Source organism: Mesorhizobium sp. M1D.F.Ca.ET.231.01.1.1 (assembly GCF_003999155.2).
In the GTDB taxonomy this organism is placed as follows: Bacteria; Pseudomonadota; Alphaproteobacteria; order Rhizobiales; family Rhizobiaceae; genus Mesorhizobium.
Genome location: NZ_RZOZ02000022.1, coordinates 1 through 17384, shown reverse-complemented (window position 1 = coordinate 17384; position 17384 = coordinate 1). Strand labels below are relative to the sequence as shown.

Below are 17384 nucleotides of genomic sequence, written 5' to 3'. Positions count from 1 at the left end.
CGCCAGGCTCGGCCTTGCTAGCAGGCCACCAATTGACGAACACTGATGTCTGGGGGAGACGTTGGATGGCTGGCGCGCCTTTTGCGCTGGCGGAAAAACACATCGGCGAAAGGCCACTTACAATGCTGCTTGCGGCTAATGACACGGCGGCCAAGATCACGAAAACCCAGGTCGTCAAGGACCTGGCCGCGGCGCTCGAAAAACAGCATGAATTTGCAAGCCGCCACCGCAAGTGACTTCAGACAGGGAGTCGAGCCGCGTGGCTGTTGGCTCAACCGTGGAGATGCCGACATTGCGTGCGATCTCACGAAAGCCCGCTGTGGCTAAAGACGCGGCGGGCCTCTCCTCGAAGCTTCATTGATCCTGAAGCTTAGGTCCACTCTTCAGCGCTGTACGAGTTACGAGGGGCGGAGAGTCTCGGCGGGTGTCACGCCCCGGAGACCAGGGCAGGAATGGACAGAACCTCGTTCGCCTCGTCAAGAATCGAGAAGGTGTAGCGGCCATCTGCGTCAAGGTCGACGGAGTAGCTCAGGCGGTCGAGTATATGGTTATCCTGGTCGAACGTAACGATCCGCGGCTTCAGCGAGGCGATATGCGCTTCGTCCAGGTAGATCGAGTTGCAGACAATGATCTGGTCGTCGGGCTGGCAGGTGCGGGCCGCCGCGCCGTTGAGGATGCAGCAGCGTGAGCCGCGTTCGCCGAGGATGACATAGGTCGAAATCCGCGCACCGGAATTCTTGTTCCATATGTCCACGAATTCCATGGGCAGGATGCCTGCTTCTTCGCAGTGGTCAGGGTCGAGCGTTATCGACCCGTGGCAGTTGAGGTTCGCTTCGGTGACGTAGATGCCGTGCAGCTTGCCGGCTACTATTTTTCGCATTGGTCTGTTGTCCTATCCATCATGAATGACTGGTGGTCCTGCCGCTCTCGGAGCAGCCAGTTATGCGGCTAAACTACGACGACGAGTGCGCCGCCGCTGAGACCAGCACCCGCTGCCGCCAGAAGGATTTTCTCGCCCGGTCGAAACGGCTCAGTCCGATGGGCCAGTGACAGGGAGAGCGGGATCGTCGCGGCGGAAGAATTGCCGTATTCGGCAATCGTCTTGACGATTGCTTGATCGGCAATGCCAAGGTTCCTCCCGACCGCATCGAAAATGCGGGCATTGGCCTGATGCGGTACGAACCTGTCGACATCCTGTGGGCGTACTCCGGCAGCGGCGAGCGCGCTTGTCGAGCAATCGGTCATCATCTCGACAGCCTTGGCGAAGACTTCCCGGCCGTCGGTCATCGTCATTCGGGTTTGCCCGAGATCCAGGCCACTTTGGAATGGGATGTTGCTTCCGCCCGCCGGGATCTGGATCAGCCGGTAGCGCGAGCCGTCCGAATCCACCGACGCACCGAGAATGCCCCGATCCGGACCCTCGCACGGACCAATCACCAGGGCGCCGGCGGCATCGGCAAACAGTACGGCGCTGGCGCGCTCGGCCGGATTGATGCGGCGGCTGAGGATGTTGGCGGCGATGACCAGGGCCGCTTTGCCGTGCAGGCGGGTGAAGCCATCCGCGAACATCAGCGCATAGATGAAGCCGGCGCAGGCGCCGGTCAGATCGACCGCGCCGGCTTGGCCGAGCCCGAGCCGGTGTGCGACCAGCGGCGCACTGGGCGGTAGGAGATGGTCGGGCGTCGAGGTGGCGAGCAACAGCAGACCAATGTCGCTGCGGTCAATGCCGGCATTCGCCAGCGCCATGTCGCCGGCACGGGCGGCCAGGCCAGACAACGTGTCTTCGTCCGTTGCCCAGAATCGCGAGCGAATTCCGGTGCGCCGCTCGATCCAGCCAAGTTCGAGCCCGAGACGGTTTTCGATTTCCGGGTTCTCGACCCTGCGCGCCGGCACATGATGACCAAACCCGAGAAGGCGCGACGATCGGCTCATGGCCTCGAACCGAAGCGTTCGCCGGCTTCTTCGATCGCGTCATAGAGTCCGTCCAACTCGTCGCCGGTGATGCAATAGGGCGGGAGAAGGTAGAGGACATTGCCGAGCGGACGAACAAGCAGGCCGCGCTCGAGGAAAAAGGCGCGCAGCTTCGGCCCGATCTCGGCCAGATAGCCCGCAGAGCCGGCGCGCAAATCGAGCGCCGCGATCGTGCCGGTCGTCCGGCTGTCGGTGAAGAACGGATTGTCGCGAAAGCGCCGAAGTCCGGCGGCCTGCATCGCGCTCAAGGCCGCGACCCGCTCGGCCACGGGCTCGTCACGCCAGATCTCGACATTGGCGAGTGCTGCCGCGCAAGCAATCGGATTGGCAGTGTAGGAACTCGAATGAAAGAAGGTCTTCTTCCGGTCTTCGGAATAGTGGGCCTGGAAGATGGCATCGGTGGCGAGCGTAGCCGCCAGCGGGATCACGCCGCCGGTCAGGCCCTTCGACGTGCACAGGATGTCCGGCGAGACGGATGCCTGCTCGCAGGCGAACATGGTTCCGGTTCGCCCCCAGCCGGTCATGACTTCGTCGGCGATCACGAGCGTGCCGGAGGCTTCGGCAATCTTCTTCAATTCGGTCAGAACCCAGGCCGCATACATCAGCATGCCGCCGGCGCCAAGAACGAGCGGCTCGACGATCAGGGCGGCGGCGCGTCGGTCGCGGCTGACGGCCTCGAACCGATCCAGCGTCTCCTGCTCGCGGCCCGCGGCCGGAAAGGGAATGGTATCGACCTCGAACAGCAGCGGCTCGTAGGCAGCGTTGAACACGCCGCGGGCGCCGACGCTCATCGTGCCGATCGTGTCGCCATGATAGCTGTGCTCCATGGCGACGATCCGCGAGCGCGGCCCGCCTATGTTGCCGAAATAGCCGAGCGCTATCTTCAACGCGACTTCGACGGAGGTCGAGCCGCTGTCGGAATAGAACACCCGGTCGAGGCCGGAAGGAGCGAGACCGACCAGCGCCTCGGCCAGGCGCTCGGCCGGCTTGTGCGTGAAGCCGGCGAAGATGATCTGGTCGAGGCTCGCCGCGGTCGCCTCGATGGCCTTCATGATGCGGGGATGGCGGTGACCATGCGTGACGACCCACCAGGAGGAAATCGCGTCCAGGATGCGCGTGCCGCCAGCCTTGTGGAGATAGGCGCCCTCCGTCAGGACGATTTCAGGGATCACCGGCTCTAGCGCGTGCTGGGTGAAGGGATGCCACACACGGGACTGCGACATCAGTGATCTCCCGTGCACGAGGCGAAGGCGAAGCCGGCAATCATTGCGTCTCGCAGCGTTTTGTCCGTCAGCGGGTCGAGATACGGCAGCCTGCCGAGCTGCGGTACACCGCCCATTTCCACGATTGTCCGTTGCGTGTCGGCCATCTCATCGCCGATGAAAGCGATGCCGGCCAGCGGGATGGAGCGCGCCCGAAGGGCCTCGATCGACAGCAGCGTGTGGTTGATTGTGCCGAGCGTGGTGCGGGCACACAAAATGACCGGCAGCCGCCACTCAGCGAAGATGTCGATGAACCTTGTGCGCCGGTTGAGCGGCACCATCAGGCCGCCCGCACCCTCGATCACGAGCGGCGCCGGCAGGACCGGAAATGAAAGATCGGCAGCCTCGATCGAGACGCCGTCGATCTCAGCTGAACGATGCGGCGACAGGGGCTTGCTCAAGCGGTAGACCTCCGGCAGCACGCGCCCTGGCGGCAGGCCGGCAAGCCGCGCAACCACCTCGCTGTCAGTCTCGTTGTCGAGACCTGATTGCACCGGTTTCCAGTAGAAGCCGTCGAGCAGGCCGGCGAGCCCAGCCGAAAACACGGTCTTGCCGATTCCGGTGTCTGTTCCGGTGATGACGATGCGTTGGGTCATGTCGCCTCCGGTCATGTTTGGGCCAACACCTCAACGAGCGCCTCGACCATGGCGGAAATGTCAGCTTCGGCTACGTTGAGCGTCAGCGAAATGCGCAGGCGCGACGTGCCCTCCGGCACGGTCGGCGGACGAATGCCGCGTATGTCGTAGCCGCGTGCCTGCAGTGCCGCCGCCACCGCCATGGTGCGCCTGACGTCGCCGATGACAAAGGGCTGGATCTGCGAGCCGCTCGGCATCACGCCGCAGCGCTCGGCCAGTTGGCGGCCCGCGAAGGCGACGCGTTCACGCAGCTGAACGCGGCGCAGCGGCTCGTCGGACAGCATGGCGAGCGCTTCGCACGCCGCGACTGCCATCAGCGGCGATGGCGCGGTGGCGTAGATGAGTGGCCGGCAACGGTTGACGAGATAATCGCACAGCGTCCTCGGCCCGGCGACGAGTGCGCCGGATGCGCCGAGCGCCTTGCCGCAAGTATGGAGCGCAATGATGTTGTCGCGGCCCTCGAAGGCGGCGGCCAGTCCCCGGCCGTCCGGTCCCCAGACGCCGGTGGCATGCGCTTCGTCGACGACGAGGAATGCCTCGTGCCGATCGGCAAGCGCGACGAGGCTCTCCATCGGCGCGCGGTCGCCATCCATGCTGTAGAGGCTTTCGACCCCGATCCAGACGCGTCCCATGCCGCCCTCGGCGCGCCAGCGCGTGATTGCCTCATCGACGGCATCGACGTCGTTGTGCTTAGCCACTACAAACTGGGCGCGTCCGGCCTGTGCGCCCTCATGCATGCTGGCATGGGCGAGTTCGTCGAGAACCAGCAGGTCGCCCTTCTGCGGCAGCGCGGTCAGGAGAGCGAAGTTGGCGATGTAGCCGCTGCCAAAGAACAGTGCGCGTTCGGCGCCGAAGAATGCCGCGGCGTCCGCCTCCAGTGCCTCGTGTTCCGGTGCATTGCCGCGCAACAGCCGCGACCCGGTGGCGCCAACCGGCGTGCCCCGCGCAATCGCAGCCGCAACCGCATCGCCAAGTCTTTTGGAGGCGGCAAGTCCGAGATAGTCGTTCGACGAGAAGTCGAGCCCGGCGCGCGGCGCAAGCGTCCGCAGGCGATCCTTGCGCGCCAGTCCACGCAAGGATGCGTCATACCGGGCAAGAAGTGCCTCGTTCATTGCGTGCCGATTTCCATCGGTTCGATGCCGAGACGCTGGAATAGCAGAGTATCCTTGTCCTCGCCGGGATTGTCCGCCGTCAGCAGCGTGTCGCCGACGAAGATCGAGTTAGCGCCGGCAAAGAAGCACAGCGCCTGCATCTCGTCGGTCATGGCGGTGCGACCGGCGGAAAGACGAACATGCGATTTCGGCATCATGATGCGCGCCAGGGCGATCACGCGCACAAATTCGATCGGCTCGATGGGCTTGGCTTCCGCCAGCGGGGTGCCGGCGATCGGGATAAGCATGTTGATCGGGACGCTTTCCGGATGTTCCGGCAGATTGGCCAGCGTGACCAGCATGTCAATCCGGTCCACCGGCTCTTCGCCCATGCCGACAATGCCGCCGCAGCAGACCTTGATGCCGCTGCCGCGGACATTGGCGAGCGTATCCAGCCGGTCGGCAAAGGTGCGCGTGCTGATGATCTCGCTGTAGTAGCGGTCCGACGTATCGATGTTGTGGTTGTAGTAGTCGAGGCCCGCCTGCTTCAGACGAGCGGTCTGCTCAAGATCGAGCATGCCGAGCGTCATGCAGGTCTCCATGCCCAGCGCCTTGACGCCCTCGACCATCGCCACCACCGCATCCATGTCGCGCGCCTTGGGGTTTCGCCAGGCGGCGCCCATGCAATAGCGCGTGGCGCCGGCATCGCGCGCCTTGGTCGCCTCGGCGATGACGCGCCGGACCTCCATCAGCTTCGACGCCTTCAACCCGCTTTCGTGATGCGCCGACTGGCTGCAATAGCCGCAATCCTCCGGGCATCCACCTGTTTTGATGCTAAGAAGCCGGCTCAGCTGGACCTTGTTGGGATCGAAATTCTGGCGGTGAACGGTTTGCGCCAGGAACAGAAGATTGTTGAAGGTGCGTCGTGCAGCGCCTGCGCCTTTTCTAGGGTCCACATCCCACAATCATTGGATTGCGCCTGTGGCATTGTCTTCGTCGAGTTCGATGCGTGCATCTCTTCCTGTTCCTTGGGGGTTCCGGCCTTTACGGCTTCTTTCCTGGCCGATTGACAGGGATCGGAAACTCTATCAGCCCGCTGCCGTCCGTTCGTCGTGCGATCATGAGCTCCGATAGTCGAGGCCAATATCCAGGATCGGCGCGCTGTGGGTCAGCCAGCCAATTGAGATCAGATCGACACCGGTCGCGGCGATGGCGGGCGCGGTCACGGCGGTGATGCTGCCCGACGCTTCAGTGATCGCCCGGCCCGCAACCATACCCACCGCCTGGCGCAATTCGTCGACCGACATGTTGTCGAGCAGGACGGCGTCGGGAGCGAACCCTAGGACCTCCTCCAACTGGGCTAGGGTATCGACCTCGACTTCGATCTTGACCAGATGGCCGGCGCTGTTTCGTGCCCGCTCGAGCGCCGGGCGTATTCCGCCGGCGATGGCGATGTGGTTGTCCTTGATCAGGATGGCGTCGTCGAGGCCGAAGCGGTGATTGGACCCCCCACCTGCGCGCACGGCGTATTTTTCCAGCGCCCGCAATCCGGGCGTCGTCTTGCGCGTGCAGACGATCTTCGCATCGTGCCCGCGGACCGCATCTACGATCGATGCTGTCGCCGTGGCGATGCCGCTCAGATGGCACAGAAAATTGAGTGCCGTCCGTTCCGCGGTGAGAATGGTCCGGGCGGGACCGCTCACCGTTGCAATGATCTCTCCTTGCGAGACTTCGCTGCCGTCTGCTCGCTTAACGGTCAATTCGACGTTCTGGTCGATGAGCCGGAAGGCGAGCATCGCCAGATCGAGCCCAGCGACAGTTCCGGCCTGGCGCACCGAAAGCACGGTCGTCGCGTGATGGTTCTTCGGCACGATGGCGTCGGTCGTCAGATCACCCGCCCGGCCGAGATCTTCCAGAAGTGCTGCCCGCACCAGGGGCTCAAGCATGATTGCGGGAAGCGGCGAGAGGTTCATTGCTCGACGTCTTCAAGCGTTGGAGAACATGGGAATTCCTCGGCTTTCGTCAAGGCTTCTTCCAGCGTGAGCCTGGAGCGGCGCGCGATGTCAGCACGATAAGGAAAGTCCGTGCGGTGGTGAGCGCCGCGGCTTTCTTCGCGCAGGAAGGCCGCAACCGCGATCAGCAGTCCCACTACCGCGGGATCGGACGCCGCATCGTGGCGTTTGGCCAGCGGAAGCAATGTGCTCACGGCCTCGCGCAACATCTCGCCATTGCGCTTCACGCCAAGGCTGCGTGAGAGGAGAGGGCGCAAGGAGAGTGGATCGGGCGCCGGATTTCCCGTGCCGTCAATCTTGTTCTGACGCCGAGGGGAGATCCCGCCACGCTTTCAGCGACCCAGTGCGCGCATACAATCGCCTCGGTCAGCGAGTTGCTGGCAAGCCTGTTGGCGCCGTGCAGTCCGGTCGAGGCGACTTCGCCGCAAGCCCACAGTCCGGCAACGGAGGTACGTCCGTCCCGGTCCACCGCGACGCCGCCCATGTGATAGTGCTGGGCCGGCCGTATCGGAATGAGGTCTTGCGCCGGGTCGATGCCTGCGCCCCGGCAGGCCGAGGCGATCGTCGGAAACTGCCGCGCGAATGTCGGGCCGGGCTTTTCTCGTCCATCCAGAAAGACGCGGTGGCCGTTCGAAAGATGCGTCCAGATGGCGCGCGCCACGACGTCGCGCGGCGCGAGTTCCGCGTCCTGCAAATATTCGAGGAAGCGCTGGCCGGTTTCGTCGACAATCGTTGCGCCTTCACCGCGAACCGCTTCGCTGATCAGCGGCATCGGGCGAGCCGGCCCATCAAGCGCGGTCGGGTGGAACTGGATGAACTCGAGGTCGGCAAGGACAGCACCGGCGCGCGCCGCAAGTGCCAGCCCCTGTCCGGAGCTGCCTAGCGGGTTTGTCGAGTCGTGAAACAGCCCGCCAATCCCGCCGGTCGCGAGGACGACCCGTCCCGTACCCAGGAACACAGGACTAGTCGAACAGCTTGCCCAAACGCCCGTGACCTTGTTGTCCTCCACCGCCAGCCGCCGCGCCTCCACACCCTCGACCATCACAATCGACGGAGCAGAACGCACGGCTTCGACCAGCGCGCGCATGATCTCCTGTCCACTGCCGTCGCCGTCAGCATGAACGATGCGCCGGCGACCGTGCGCGGCCTCCAATCCAAGGCGCAGTGCTCCTTCAGGCGTCCGATCGAAGCGGACCCCAAGGGTCGACAGGTTCTCAATCGCGCTAGGGGCCGCATGAAGGATGCGGGTTGCGATTTCTGCGTCGCAGAGCCCGGCGCCAGCGGCGAGCGTATCGGCCAGATGCAGCATTGGGTTGTCGTCATCGCCGAGGCTGGCAGCCAGGCCGCCCTGTGCCCACGCACTCGATGCTTCTGATCCGAGCGGCGTCCTGGACAAAACAAGCACGGGTTCTGGCGCCAGATGAAGCGCGGTCAATAATCCGGCAATGCCGCCGCCAATTATGATGGGCCGGCCAAAGAAGCTGCGGACATCCGCGCTCATACGGCGAGCATCCGCTCGACGGCCAGCCGCGCGCGGCCGGCGATCTCGGGTGAGATGGTCACGACATGGCGGTTCTGCTCGAGCGCGGCGCGGATATTGGCGAGCGTTATCCGCTTCATATGGGGGCACAAATTGCAGGGCCGGATGAACTCGAGTTCCGGATGCTGGAGCGCGACATTGTCGCTCATCGAGCATTCCGTCAGCAGCACGACGCGCGGCGGCTTTTGCCTTTCGACATAGTCGGACATGGCAGCGGTCGACCCGGAAAAATCGGCTACGGCCACCACGTCAGGCGGGCATTCGGGATGCGCGAGCACCGTTACGCCCGGATGAGTTTCACGCAACTCGCGGATGTCGGCAGGCGTGAAGCGCTCATGCACTTCGCAATGCCCTTTCCAGGCGATGATCTGCACGTCGGTCTGGGCGGCGATGTTCTGGGCCAGATACTCGTCCGGCAGCATGATCACCCGGGGAACGCCCAGCGACTCCACAACGGCCTTCGCATTGCCCGAGGTACAGCAGATATCGGACTCGGCCTTCACTGCGGCCGACGTGTTGACGTAGGTAACGACCGGCACGCCGGGATAGCGTTGCCGCAGCAGCCGGATGTCCTCGGCGGCAATCGAGTCCGCCAGCGAGCAGCCGGCCGCAAGATCGGGAATCAGCACCGTCTTTTGCGGATTGAGCAGCTTTGCCGTCTCGGCCATGAAATGCACGCCGGCCAGCACAATGACATCCGCTTCAACCGTCATTGCCTTGCGGGCGAGCGCCAGGCTGTCGCCGACGATGTCGGCGACACAGTGGAAGATCTCCGGTGTCTGATAATTGTGCGCCAGGACGACCGCATTGCGCTCGCGCTTCAGCGCGAGGATGGCGTCTATGTCGTCGCTGAACGCCGGCCATTCGATCGGGGGGATTACGCGCCGAACGCGGTCGTACAGGGACGCGCCCGAAGGTAGCATCGCGCTCATCGAGCTCTCCGGTTATACCTACCTGAATATAAGGCGCATATATTCGTAGTGAGTATAAGCGGTCAACCCCGCGCGAGCGGCAATTTTGCCCCGGCGAGCTCCCCCTCTTCGAGCACGGCGTGGCGGAAGCGATAAAGCTTCGCCGGCCGGCCCCCTGTCTCCGCGCTAGTTTCGCCAGTTTCTTCGACCAGTTCGTGCTGCTCGATGAGGCGACGAAAGTTCGGCTTGTGGACGAGCCTGCCGGCAAGCGCCTCCACGGTGCGCTGCAGCTGATGAAGCGTAAAAGCCGGCGGCATCAGTTCGAAGACGACCGGCCGGTACTTGATCTTGGAGCGCAGCCGCGCAATGCCCGTTGCGAGGATGCGACGATGATCGGAAACCATGGGCTTGCCGCGAACCGGCAGGGGGAGGACCGAACCGCGCACCGCCTCTTCCACAAGGGCTGCTTCATAAAGCAGCTCGTAGCGCTTGAGTGCGAGATCCTCGTTCCACGGGCGTTCGTCGAAGCCGAAGGCGATTGCCGCGCCTTCCGCGCTCGAGGCGCGTCGCGTTGTCGTCCGCGCTCTCCGCCCACTCGCTCAGGCGAGGCCGCAGGACGTCCGACACCATCGGTGGAGTTCCGGCACGGTGATCCTCCCATGGAAAATAGTCGTACCAGCTTCGCCAGCCGGACCTGGACGGAGCGGTCGCATGTTCCTTACGGGTGAGTGCGAGATAGCTGATGGAGATGACTCGCCGCTCAAGCTCGGTGCCGGCTCGGTCCCGATCGGCAAAGGTGTAGAGCTGCTCGATATATCCCAGTGGGTGGCCGGTCTGTTCCTCGACCCACGTTCTCAAACCGGACTGCAGCGATCGGTGCTCGAGCGCAAGCGGGCCGGAGGGCAAAGTGTCAGTCTGTCCGATGGTGAGGACACACGGTTCATTCTCGTTCACCGCGACGACGACCGCGGTCAGGTCGACCTTAGCCGTGTCGGCCTTGGCTCTGCGCCCGCCTTTTGTAGTCCCTTTTGCGCGATCGCTCATGATCTCTGATGTGCTTGGGTAAGCCAAGAAGTAGCTGAACCGATTGAATTTTGTTCTCACCAATAACCGTCAGCGCGTCAACTCACGTGCGTGGCAAATTAGTTCTTCGCACCTGCACAAAAATATGCCACACGCGACACCGCACGATTGTTGACGCAAGGGAAGGAGCCCTCTTTGAGTGTGGTTGCTGATACAAGGGCGGTAACGCCGCCGGATATTCGTGCGCGAAAGGGTGGGACGCCGATCGTCTGCCTTACCGCCTACACGACCCCGGTTGCCCGACTGGTCGATCCCCGTTGTTGCGATGTGGTGCTGGGCGCGGCTGTATTCGCTCCCGCGCAGCCGAACTGAAGTGGATCGCTGCTTCTCGGCTCTCGCCGTTCCATCCTCGAAAACTCTTGGCTCGTTGCCACTGGGCTGGTGAGGGAAGAAGTCGTTGCTGTGGGCCAGCGTAGTCCAGTTATGCTCCTCCTGCCAGCGCTAACACGGCGAGGGGTCGCGGACCCGCACTGTTCTAAAGGGGTCAATGATGGGGAACATAAGACGTCGAGTGCTCGGCTTTGCGAGCGGGGCCCGTCGGTCGCTCGATCAAAAGCGTCAATTGAGGTGGAAGCTCTCCCTCGTGCAGGAGGAGGACCCTTTCGTCTAGGTGCCTATCCTCTGTCGTGAGGCGATGGTTGAGGCGAAGGTAGTCGGTCCAGGTCGGCGTGCGGAATGTCTCTGTCCACTGCATAGGCTTCTGAAGGTTGCGCTGGAGAGTCCAGTGTCGAGCACCGACGCGGCTGTGTACATGCCGCCGCTCGCGCATGAGGTCCAGGAAAGCATCGACGTTTTCGGCGGGTATCAGATATTCGACTTTGACGACGATGGGACCGCTTCTTGGCTTGAGATTGAGGGCGACTGCCGGGGTGTCGAATTGCTCTAGAGGATCGGGCTCGGAGTCGTGGCGCTCGCGAAGAGGAAACAGGACGCCGGCCGCAGCGACGAGCAACAGAGCACCAGCAGAACCCTCCAGCGCCCAGGCCAGGGAATGGTTCTGGGCCACCGTGCCCCACACCCAACTGCCAGCCGCGATGCCGCCGTCTATCAACGCATAATAGATCGAGATGGTGCGCCCCACGACCCAGCGCGGGCTTGCCAGCTGCACGCTCACGCCAACCCCGGACCAGGCCGTGACCCAACCCGCGCCGCCCAAAGCGAGCGCGATTGCCGCCACTGCAATCGAGGAGGTCAATGCAAGGGAGAGGGAGCACGCCGCGCAGGCGATGCAGGCGAGCGTCATCAGCCGTTCTTGAGACAAACGCCTTCTGAATACGCCGTTGGAGACGCCGGCGAAGACAGCGCCTGTCCCGAAGCCGGCCATGAGGGCGCCATAGGCCAGCGGTCCTCCTCCCAGCTGATCCCGGACGACCAGGGGCAGCAGCGCGAGTATGCCGATGCCCGCCAAGCCAAAGAGGGTTCCGCGAGCGATCGCCGTCTTGATTTCCGAAGACATCGCCGTGAAGCGCAGCCCGTCATAGATCGCCGTGCTCATCGGCTCACGCGGCAGAGGCGAAGAACGAACCTTCCATTTGCAGCGCCATATGGTCCCCAGAGGTACCAGATATGTGAGTGTGGTCACGGCGAGAGCCGTCACAAGCCCGAACGAGGCAACCAGGATGCCGCCGAGCGCCGGGCCCACGGTCCGGACAGTGTTGAAGCCGACGGAGAGGAGGGTGACGGCAGCGGGAACATCGCGTCGGTCTACCATATCGCCAACCGAGGCTTGCCATGCGGGATCGTTGATGGCACCGCCACATGCGATCAAGAAGCTGAAGCCGAGGATCATCCAAGGGTCTACAAAGCCCAGCGCTACAGAGGTGGCCAGCATCGCAGATGCTATGACCATAATGCACCGGCCGGCGAACATGACCTTGCGGCGGTTGAAATTGTCGGCGATGGCCCCGACGAAGACAGAAAGAATGAAGGCGGGCAGCGTCGATGACGCCGGTACCAGCGCGACCATAAGATCGGAAGTCGAGATCGTCGCCATCAGCCAGCTGATGGCAACAGTCTGCATCAACCAGCCCAGGCTGGAAACCTGCGTGGCGAGCCAGATCGAACGAAAGGTCGGATTCCTGAGCGGCGCAAAAGCCGTTCGCGAACCTGGGTCCTCGTCTGCGCCCTCCGCCCCGTTCATTCGGCAGCGTTCGCCTCCGTCTAATGGTTCGCACAGGCTCGCTTGCGCGGAGGTCGAAGCATGCATCCTCGCGCAAGTGCAGACGGTTTCATGCAGTTAAGTGTACTTGCCGGACCAGAGTTCGAAACGCCGCAGGTACGCAGCTTGCTGCAGGCTAGCAACTTCATTCAATCAAGGATCAATCATGTAGCAGCTTGCGTCAAATGCAGTTTCCATATTGTCGCCATCTAGCACCGAGATGACTGCAGGCTTCCTGCCGTAAGGCGGCCGCGCGCGGACCTGCACGGTGTCCATCCCTTCTTGCGCCAGGAGTAGAAGGTTACGTCGTGACTCCCCACCTGCGGCACAGATTCGGTGCCGACGGTATGCAAGGAGGCGGACCCAACAAGCAGGAGAGACCCTGACAGTTGCCTGACATCGCTTGCATGCTGTCCTAGCCGCCGCGCGATCTCATTCACTCCGACGGCCTTTCACTCGCGCCAACGACCATCAGCAGATTTAAGGCGCGTTGCACTTTGTTAACCCACGGGCTCGGTCACGGCCGCTCGGGGGATATTTGACAGACTTCATGGATGACTCCTCCGCTCCACTTGACAAGTGTTCACACCCCTGTCAGCTTCTAAACGTAATTGCAACACCATTGCATTATTTGCAACACGGACGAGGTTTAGATGTCCCGAGGTGAACCGCTGCGGCTAGAGCGACTTTGTAAGCAATACGGCACCGTCCGAGCCGTTAGTGATATTTCGGTCCAGATCGAGGCTGGCGAGTTTGTCTCGTTTCTTGGCCCAAGCGGATCCGGGAAAACGACAACGTTGATGATGGTTGCGGGTTTTGAAACGCCAAGCGCCGGCCAAATTTTTGTCGGTGCTCGACCAATAACGAGGCTACCAGTCCACAGGCGCAACATCGGAGTTGTATTCCAGAACTACGCGCTATTTCCTCATCTCTCCGTTTTCGAGAACGTGGCGTTTGCGTTGAAGATGCGCGGAATATCCGGCTACGACATTCGAGCCGGTGTCGCCGCGGCACTCGATCTTGTTCAGCTCGGTGAATATGGGGGCCGCATGCCTCACGAGCTGTCCGGCGGTCAACAGCAGCGGGTTGCACTGGCGCGTGCGCTTGTGTTCCGCCCAGGTGTAATTCTAATGGATGAACCGCTTGGTGCGCTTGATAAGCAACTTCGAGAGCACATGCAGCTCGAACTGAAGCGCCTACAAAAATCTCTTGGAACAACAATGGTGTTCGTCACCCACGACCAGAGTGAAGCGCTCACCATGTCCGACCGAATCGTGGTGATGAATGAGGGCAAGGTCGAACAGATTGGTACGCCGGAAGAGATATATGAGACGCCGGAAACCCGCTTTGTTGCGAACTTCATTGGCGAATCGAACTTCCTCGACGCTCGTCTTGTTGGAAAGACAGATCACGGTCCCCTCCTCGATGTCGCTGGCCTGCAGGTTCGAGCGACATGGCAGGGAGCCGAGGACCAGGTGATGGGACCCGTGAGCCTCATGGTCCGACCCGAGAAGATCGTCCCTCTCGCAGCAGGCGCGTGCGCTGACAACGAATTCGAGGGTGTGATCCAAGAGTCTATTTACCGCGGAAACATCGTCAAGTGCCAAGTACGCCTACGTGCGGCCCTTTCCGTAGTTCTCACTGTAGCCGTAGCTTATCGCGCCTCCTCTCCACGGTTCAAAGTCGGTGAGAAAGTGCGAATTGGCTGGGACGCGCGGGATGGACGCCTTCTTTCTGTGAAGGCGAACGGCCCGAGACAAGGTGTACCCGACCATCTCGAAGCTGAGGCGGCTTCGTTGCACGTGACCTCGGCCGCAGATCGCATTCCGATATGGTCTTCATAAGGGAGAGAGCTCATGAGGCGCTACATTAACTCCAGTCGGCCGACGCGACGTCAGGCCCTAATAGGACTCAGCGGAGCGGCGCTGGTGCTTGGCGCCCCAAGCATTTTGCGAGCGCAAGAGTCGACCCTGGTGGTCGTTTCCGGTGGCGGATCGTATGAGGAGGCGTTCCGCAAAGCCGTAGTTGATCCCTTCCAGAGTGAGACAGGCATCAAGGTGACTTATGTGTCTCCGGCTGACGCGGCGAAGCTTAAGGCGCAAGTCGATAGCAGCAATGTGCAATGGGATGTGGTGGAGATATCCGGCCCTGCGTTTAGATCAGATGCAGACAAGTATGTCGAAGAAATCGATTATGGGGCATTCGATAAGGAAACGTTGGATAACCTTGTTCCTGAGGCAAAGACAAAATATGCCGTGGGCTCGTACGTGTTCAGCACCGTGATGGCATTCTCCACGGCCGATTACCCGGCCGACAAGCCGCGCCCCCGCTCATGGACTGAGTTCTGGGACGTCAGCGCGTTTCCGGGGCCTCGCTCCCTCAGAGAACGGACGGTCGAATTTGCGTTGCTGGCAGCCGGAGTTCCGAAGGACAAGCTGTACCCAATCGACTTCGACCAGGCATTCGCGTCTCTCGATCGCATCAAACCGCACATAACGAAATTCTGGAGCGTGGGCGCCGAACCAGGTCAGCTCCTATCGGATCGTCAGGTTGCGATGTCCTCGGCATGGAATGGCCGAATGCAAATCCTTAAGGAGCAGGGCGCTGGCGTTGATTACCTGTGGAACGAAGGGATGCTTAGCCCGCTGCATTGGGTCGTTCCGAAGGGCACGAAAAACCGGGCTGCGGCCATGCGGTTTGTCGCCTACCAGGCTTCCGCGCAGGCGCAAGCTCGTCTCAACAATCTCATCTTTTATGGTCCGCTCAATCGGGCTGCCTTTAATTACATTGAGCCCAGTGTGGCCGCCAAACTGCCGACCGCGCCCGAGAACATTGACAAGCAATTCTTCTACGATCCGGCCTACTGGGAAGCCCAATCCTCCTCGGGCAAAACTAATACCGAAGTGCTCGTGGAGCGCTGGACCCAATGGGTGGCCAGCTAATGGCCACTTTATACCAGACCGTCAGAGCGGCCATCGCGTGGCCCCTACACAATCGCGAAGCCACGCTCTTGCTTGCTCCAATGGCACTTCTGCTCGGGATCTTCTTTTTCGTCCCGCTCGCTGGTCTCCTCTCTCTCAGTCTGTTCGATCCTGGACCGACGCTCGCACACTTCCAAGAGTTCTTGGGTGATCGAACGAACTGGATCATCCTCAGTCACACCTTCGAGCTGGCAATAACAGTTACGCTGCTTTGCCTTCTAATGGGGTATCCACTCGCCTTCTGGATCGTTGCGGCCCGCACCTGGGTCGCCAGAGCGCTATTGCTTGCAGTAGTGTTGCCGTTCTTTACGAGCTACCTCGTGCGTACCTATGCATGGATGGTGATCCTTGGGCGCTTTGGCGTTATTAACCAACTTCTAATGGACTTCGGCATCACCGAACGACCTATCGACCTGATCTACAATAAGTTCAGTGTGCTCATAGCGATGGTCTATATCCTCATGCCGTTTACGGTTTTGGTGCTCATCAGCGTAATGAGAGGGATTCCATCCAGTCTGACTCGCGCTGCCGCCTCCCTCGGAGCCTCTGCGCCCCAGAATTTTTGGCGCGTGTTCTTTCCTTTGAGCTTACCGGGCGTGATCGCGGCCGGGCTGCTGGTCTTTGTGTTCGCTCTGGGGTTCTACATCACTCCCGCGCTGCTCGGCGGCCCGAACACAATCCTATTGCCGATGCAAATCGACATTTATGCAAACGTGACGCTGAATTGGCCACTCGCAGCCGCTGCCGCTACCGTGCTGCTCTCGATCACGCTGGTGGTCTATACAATTTCCAATCATTTCGTCGGTATCGATAGCTTGCTCGGATCTCAGCACGGGGCTGCCCAATCGGCTGGCACACCCGTTCGTCGTTCAACCACCGCTTACGTCCAACTTGTTGACCTCGCTACGGCCCTGGTGCGGGCGGTCGCTCACAGCCTTCGGGTTCCGGCCGGATTCGCCATAGGTTGTGAGCGTGCGGCTCTTGGTGGCAAGCTGCTACGCGGCTTCAGTCTGCTCGTTGCTGTGTTTCTGGTCAGTCCCATCCTGATCATTGTTCCGATCTCATTCAGTTCCTCGCGCTTCCTCGATTTCCCGCCCCCCGGCCTGTCGCTGCAATGGTATGAGGCATATTTTACAAGCCGCGCGTGGGTCTCCGCCACGCTGCAAAGTTTGGGCATTGCAACAGCTACCGCATTTGCAAGCCTTGCCATCGGGTCAGCGGCTGCGATGGCGCTCGTGCGCGGCAGTCCGCGGATGCGCCGTGTCGGATACCAGCTCTTGCTTGCACCGATGATCGTGCCGGTAATCGTCAGTGCGGTTGCCCTCTACTTCCTCTTTGCACGGTTGCAGCTCGTCAACACGAATCTCGCTCTGGTGATCGCACATACGATCGGCGCCGTTCCCTTAGTCGTGCTGATTGTCGCCGCAAGCCTACAGGCCCTGAACGTCCGCCTAGAGCACGCCGCCGCGAGTTTGGGGGCCTCGCGGATCGTCACGATTTGGAAAATCGTACTCCCGCTCATGCGTCCTGCGTTAATCGTCGCCGGATTCTTTGCCTTCCTGCATTCCTTCGATGAGTTGGTGCTGTCACTCTTCGTGAGCGGGCCGGACACTACCACCTTACCGATAAAGATGTGGTCGGGAATTCGGGAAGAGATCACGCCTACAATCGCTGCCGTTTCAAGTCTGCTGATCGCGTTGACAGTCGTTATGTATGCCGGCGTAGAGGTGGTCCGCCAGA

12 protein-coding genes and 4 pseudogenes are annotated in these 17384 nt (G+C 61.7%); 5 read left to right on the top strand and 11 right to left on the bottom strand.

Annotation, left to right across the window (positions count from 1 at the left end):
- Positions 1–65 precede the first annotated feature (65 nt).
- Positions 66–236, top strand: coding sequence for a hypothetical protein (locus EN874_RS33930; protein ID WP_167498768.1), 171 nt, complete (start codon positions 66–68; stop codon positions 234–236).
- Between the two features lie 191 nt (positions 237–427).
- Here EN874_RS33930 and panD read toward each other — a convergent pair whose 3' ends face one another.
- The 10 genes and pseudogenes from panD to EN874_RS31345 form a co-directional block, all read right to left on the bottom strand.
- On the bottom strand, positions 428–880 hold the full coding sequence (gene panD / locus EN874_RS31390; RefSeq protein WP_126101870.1) for an aspartate 1-decarboxylase: 453 nt from the start codon (positions 878–880) through the stop codon (positions 428–430).
- A gap of 68 nt (positions 881–948) precedes the next feature.
- On the bottom strand, positions 949–1932 hold the full coding sequence (locus EN874_RS31385) for a beta-ketoacyl-ACP synthase III (RefSeq protein ID WP_126101869.1): 984 nt from the start codon (positions 1930–1932) through the stop codon (positions 949–951).
- Positions 1929–3194, bottom strand: coding sequence for an adenosylmethionine--8-amino-7-oxononanoate transaminase (locus EN874_RS31380; RefSeq protein WP_126101868.1), 1266 nt, complete (start codon positions 3192–3194; stop codon positions 1929–1931). Before EN874_RS31380 ends, EN874_RS31385 begins: the two co-directional genes overlap by 4 nt.
- Positions 3194–3829, bottom strand: a complete 636-nt coding sequence (gene bioD / locus EN874_RS31375; protein ID WP_126101867.1) for a dethiobiotin synthase — start codon at positions 3827–3829, stop codon at positions 3194–3196. Before bioD ends, EN874_RS31380 begins: the two co-directional genes overlap by 1 nt.
- Before the next feature lie 11 nt (positions 3830–3840).
- Positions 3841–4980, bottom strand: coding sequence for an 8-amino-7-oxononanoate synthase (locus EN874_RS31370; RefSeq protein ID WP_126101866.1), 1140 nt, complete (start codon positions 4978–4980; stop codon positions 3841–3843).
- Positions 4977–5917 (bottom strand): annotated as a pseudogene (gene bioB / locus EN874_RS31365) (biotin synthase BioB). The gene EN874_RS31370 and the pseudogene bioB overlap by 4 nt, the downstream one beginning before the upstream one ends.
- 160 nt (positions 5918–6077) lie before the next feature.
- A complete protein-coding gene (gene nadC, locus EN874_RS31360) occupies positions 6078–6932 on the bottom strand; it encodes a carboxylating nicotinate-nucleotide diphosphorylase (protein WP_126101865.1) in 855 nt (284 codons plus the stop codon).
- A pseudogene (locus tag EN874_RS31355) lies at positions 6929–8472 on the bottom strand (L-aspartate oxidase). The gene nadC and the pseudogene EN874_RS31355 overlap by 4 nt, the downstream one beginning before the upstream one ends.
- Complete coding sequence (gene nadA, locus EN874_RS31350; RefSeq protein WP_126101864.1) at positions 8469–9443, bottom strand: quinolinate synthase NadA; 975 nt, start codon at positions 9441–9443, stop codon at positions 8469–8471. The pseudogene EN874_RS31355 and the gene nadA overlap by 4 nt, the downstream one beginning before the upstream one ends.
- Positions 9444–9505: 62 nt before the next feature.
- A pseudogene (locus tag EN874_RS31345) lies at positions 9506–10466 on the bottom strand (hypothetical protein).
- 174 nt (positions 10467–10640) lie between these two features.
- Between EN874_RS31345 and EN874_RS34655 the strand changes: the two are divergent.
- Positions 10641–10793 (top strand): annotated as a pseudogene (locus EN874_RS34655) (3-methyl-2-oxobutanoate hydroxymethyltransferase); the annotation flags it as partial.
- Positions 10794–10989: 196 nt separating this feature from the next.
- Here the strand turns inward: EN874_RS34655 and EN874_RS31335 are convergent.
- Positions 10990–12645: an MFS transporter gene (locus EN874_RS31335; protein WP_126101863.1), complete on the bottom strand. Its 1656-nt coding sequence runs from the start codon at positions 12643–12645 to the stop codon at positions 10990–10992.
- Positions 12646–13316: 671 nt separating this feature from the next.
- On the opposite strand from EN874_RS31335, the gene EN874_RS31330 reads away from it, so the two are divergent.
- The 3 genes from EN874_RS31330 to EN874_RS31320 all read left to right on the top strand — a co-directional run.
- Positions 13317–14507, top strand: a complete 1191-nt coding sequence (locus tag EN874_RS31330) for an ABC transporter ATP-binding protein (RefSeq protein WP_127428738.1) — start codon at positions 13317–13319, stop codon at positions 14505–14507.
- A gap of 12 nt (positions 14508–14519) precedes the next feature.
- Complete coding sequence (locus EN874_RS31325; RefSeq protein WP_127230879.1) at positions 14520–15605, top strand: ABC transporter substrate-binding protein; 1086 nt, start codon at positions 14520–14522, stop codon at positions 15603–15605.
- 80 nt (positions 15606–15685) lie between these two features.
- Positions 15686–17384, top strand: a 1699-nt coding sequence (locus tag EN874_RS31320; RefSeq protein ID WP_167507135.1) for an ABC transporter permease subunit, incomplete at its 3' end; no start/stop codon positions are given.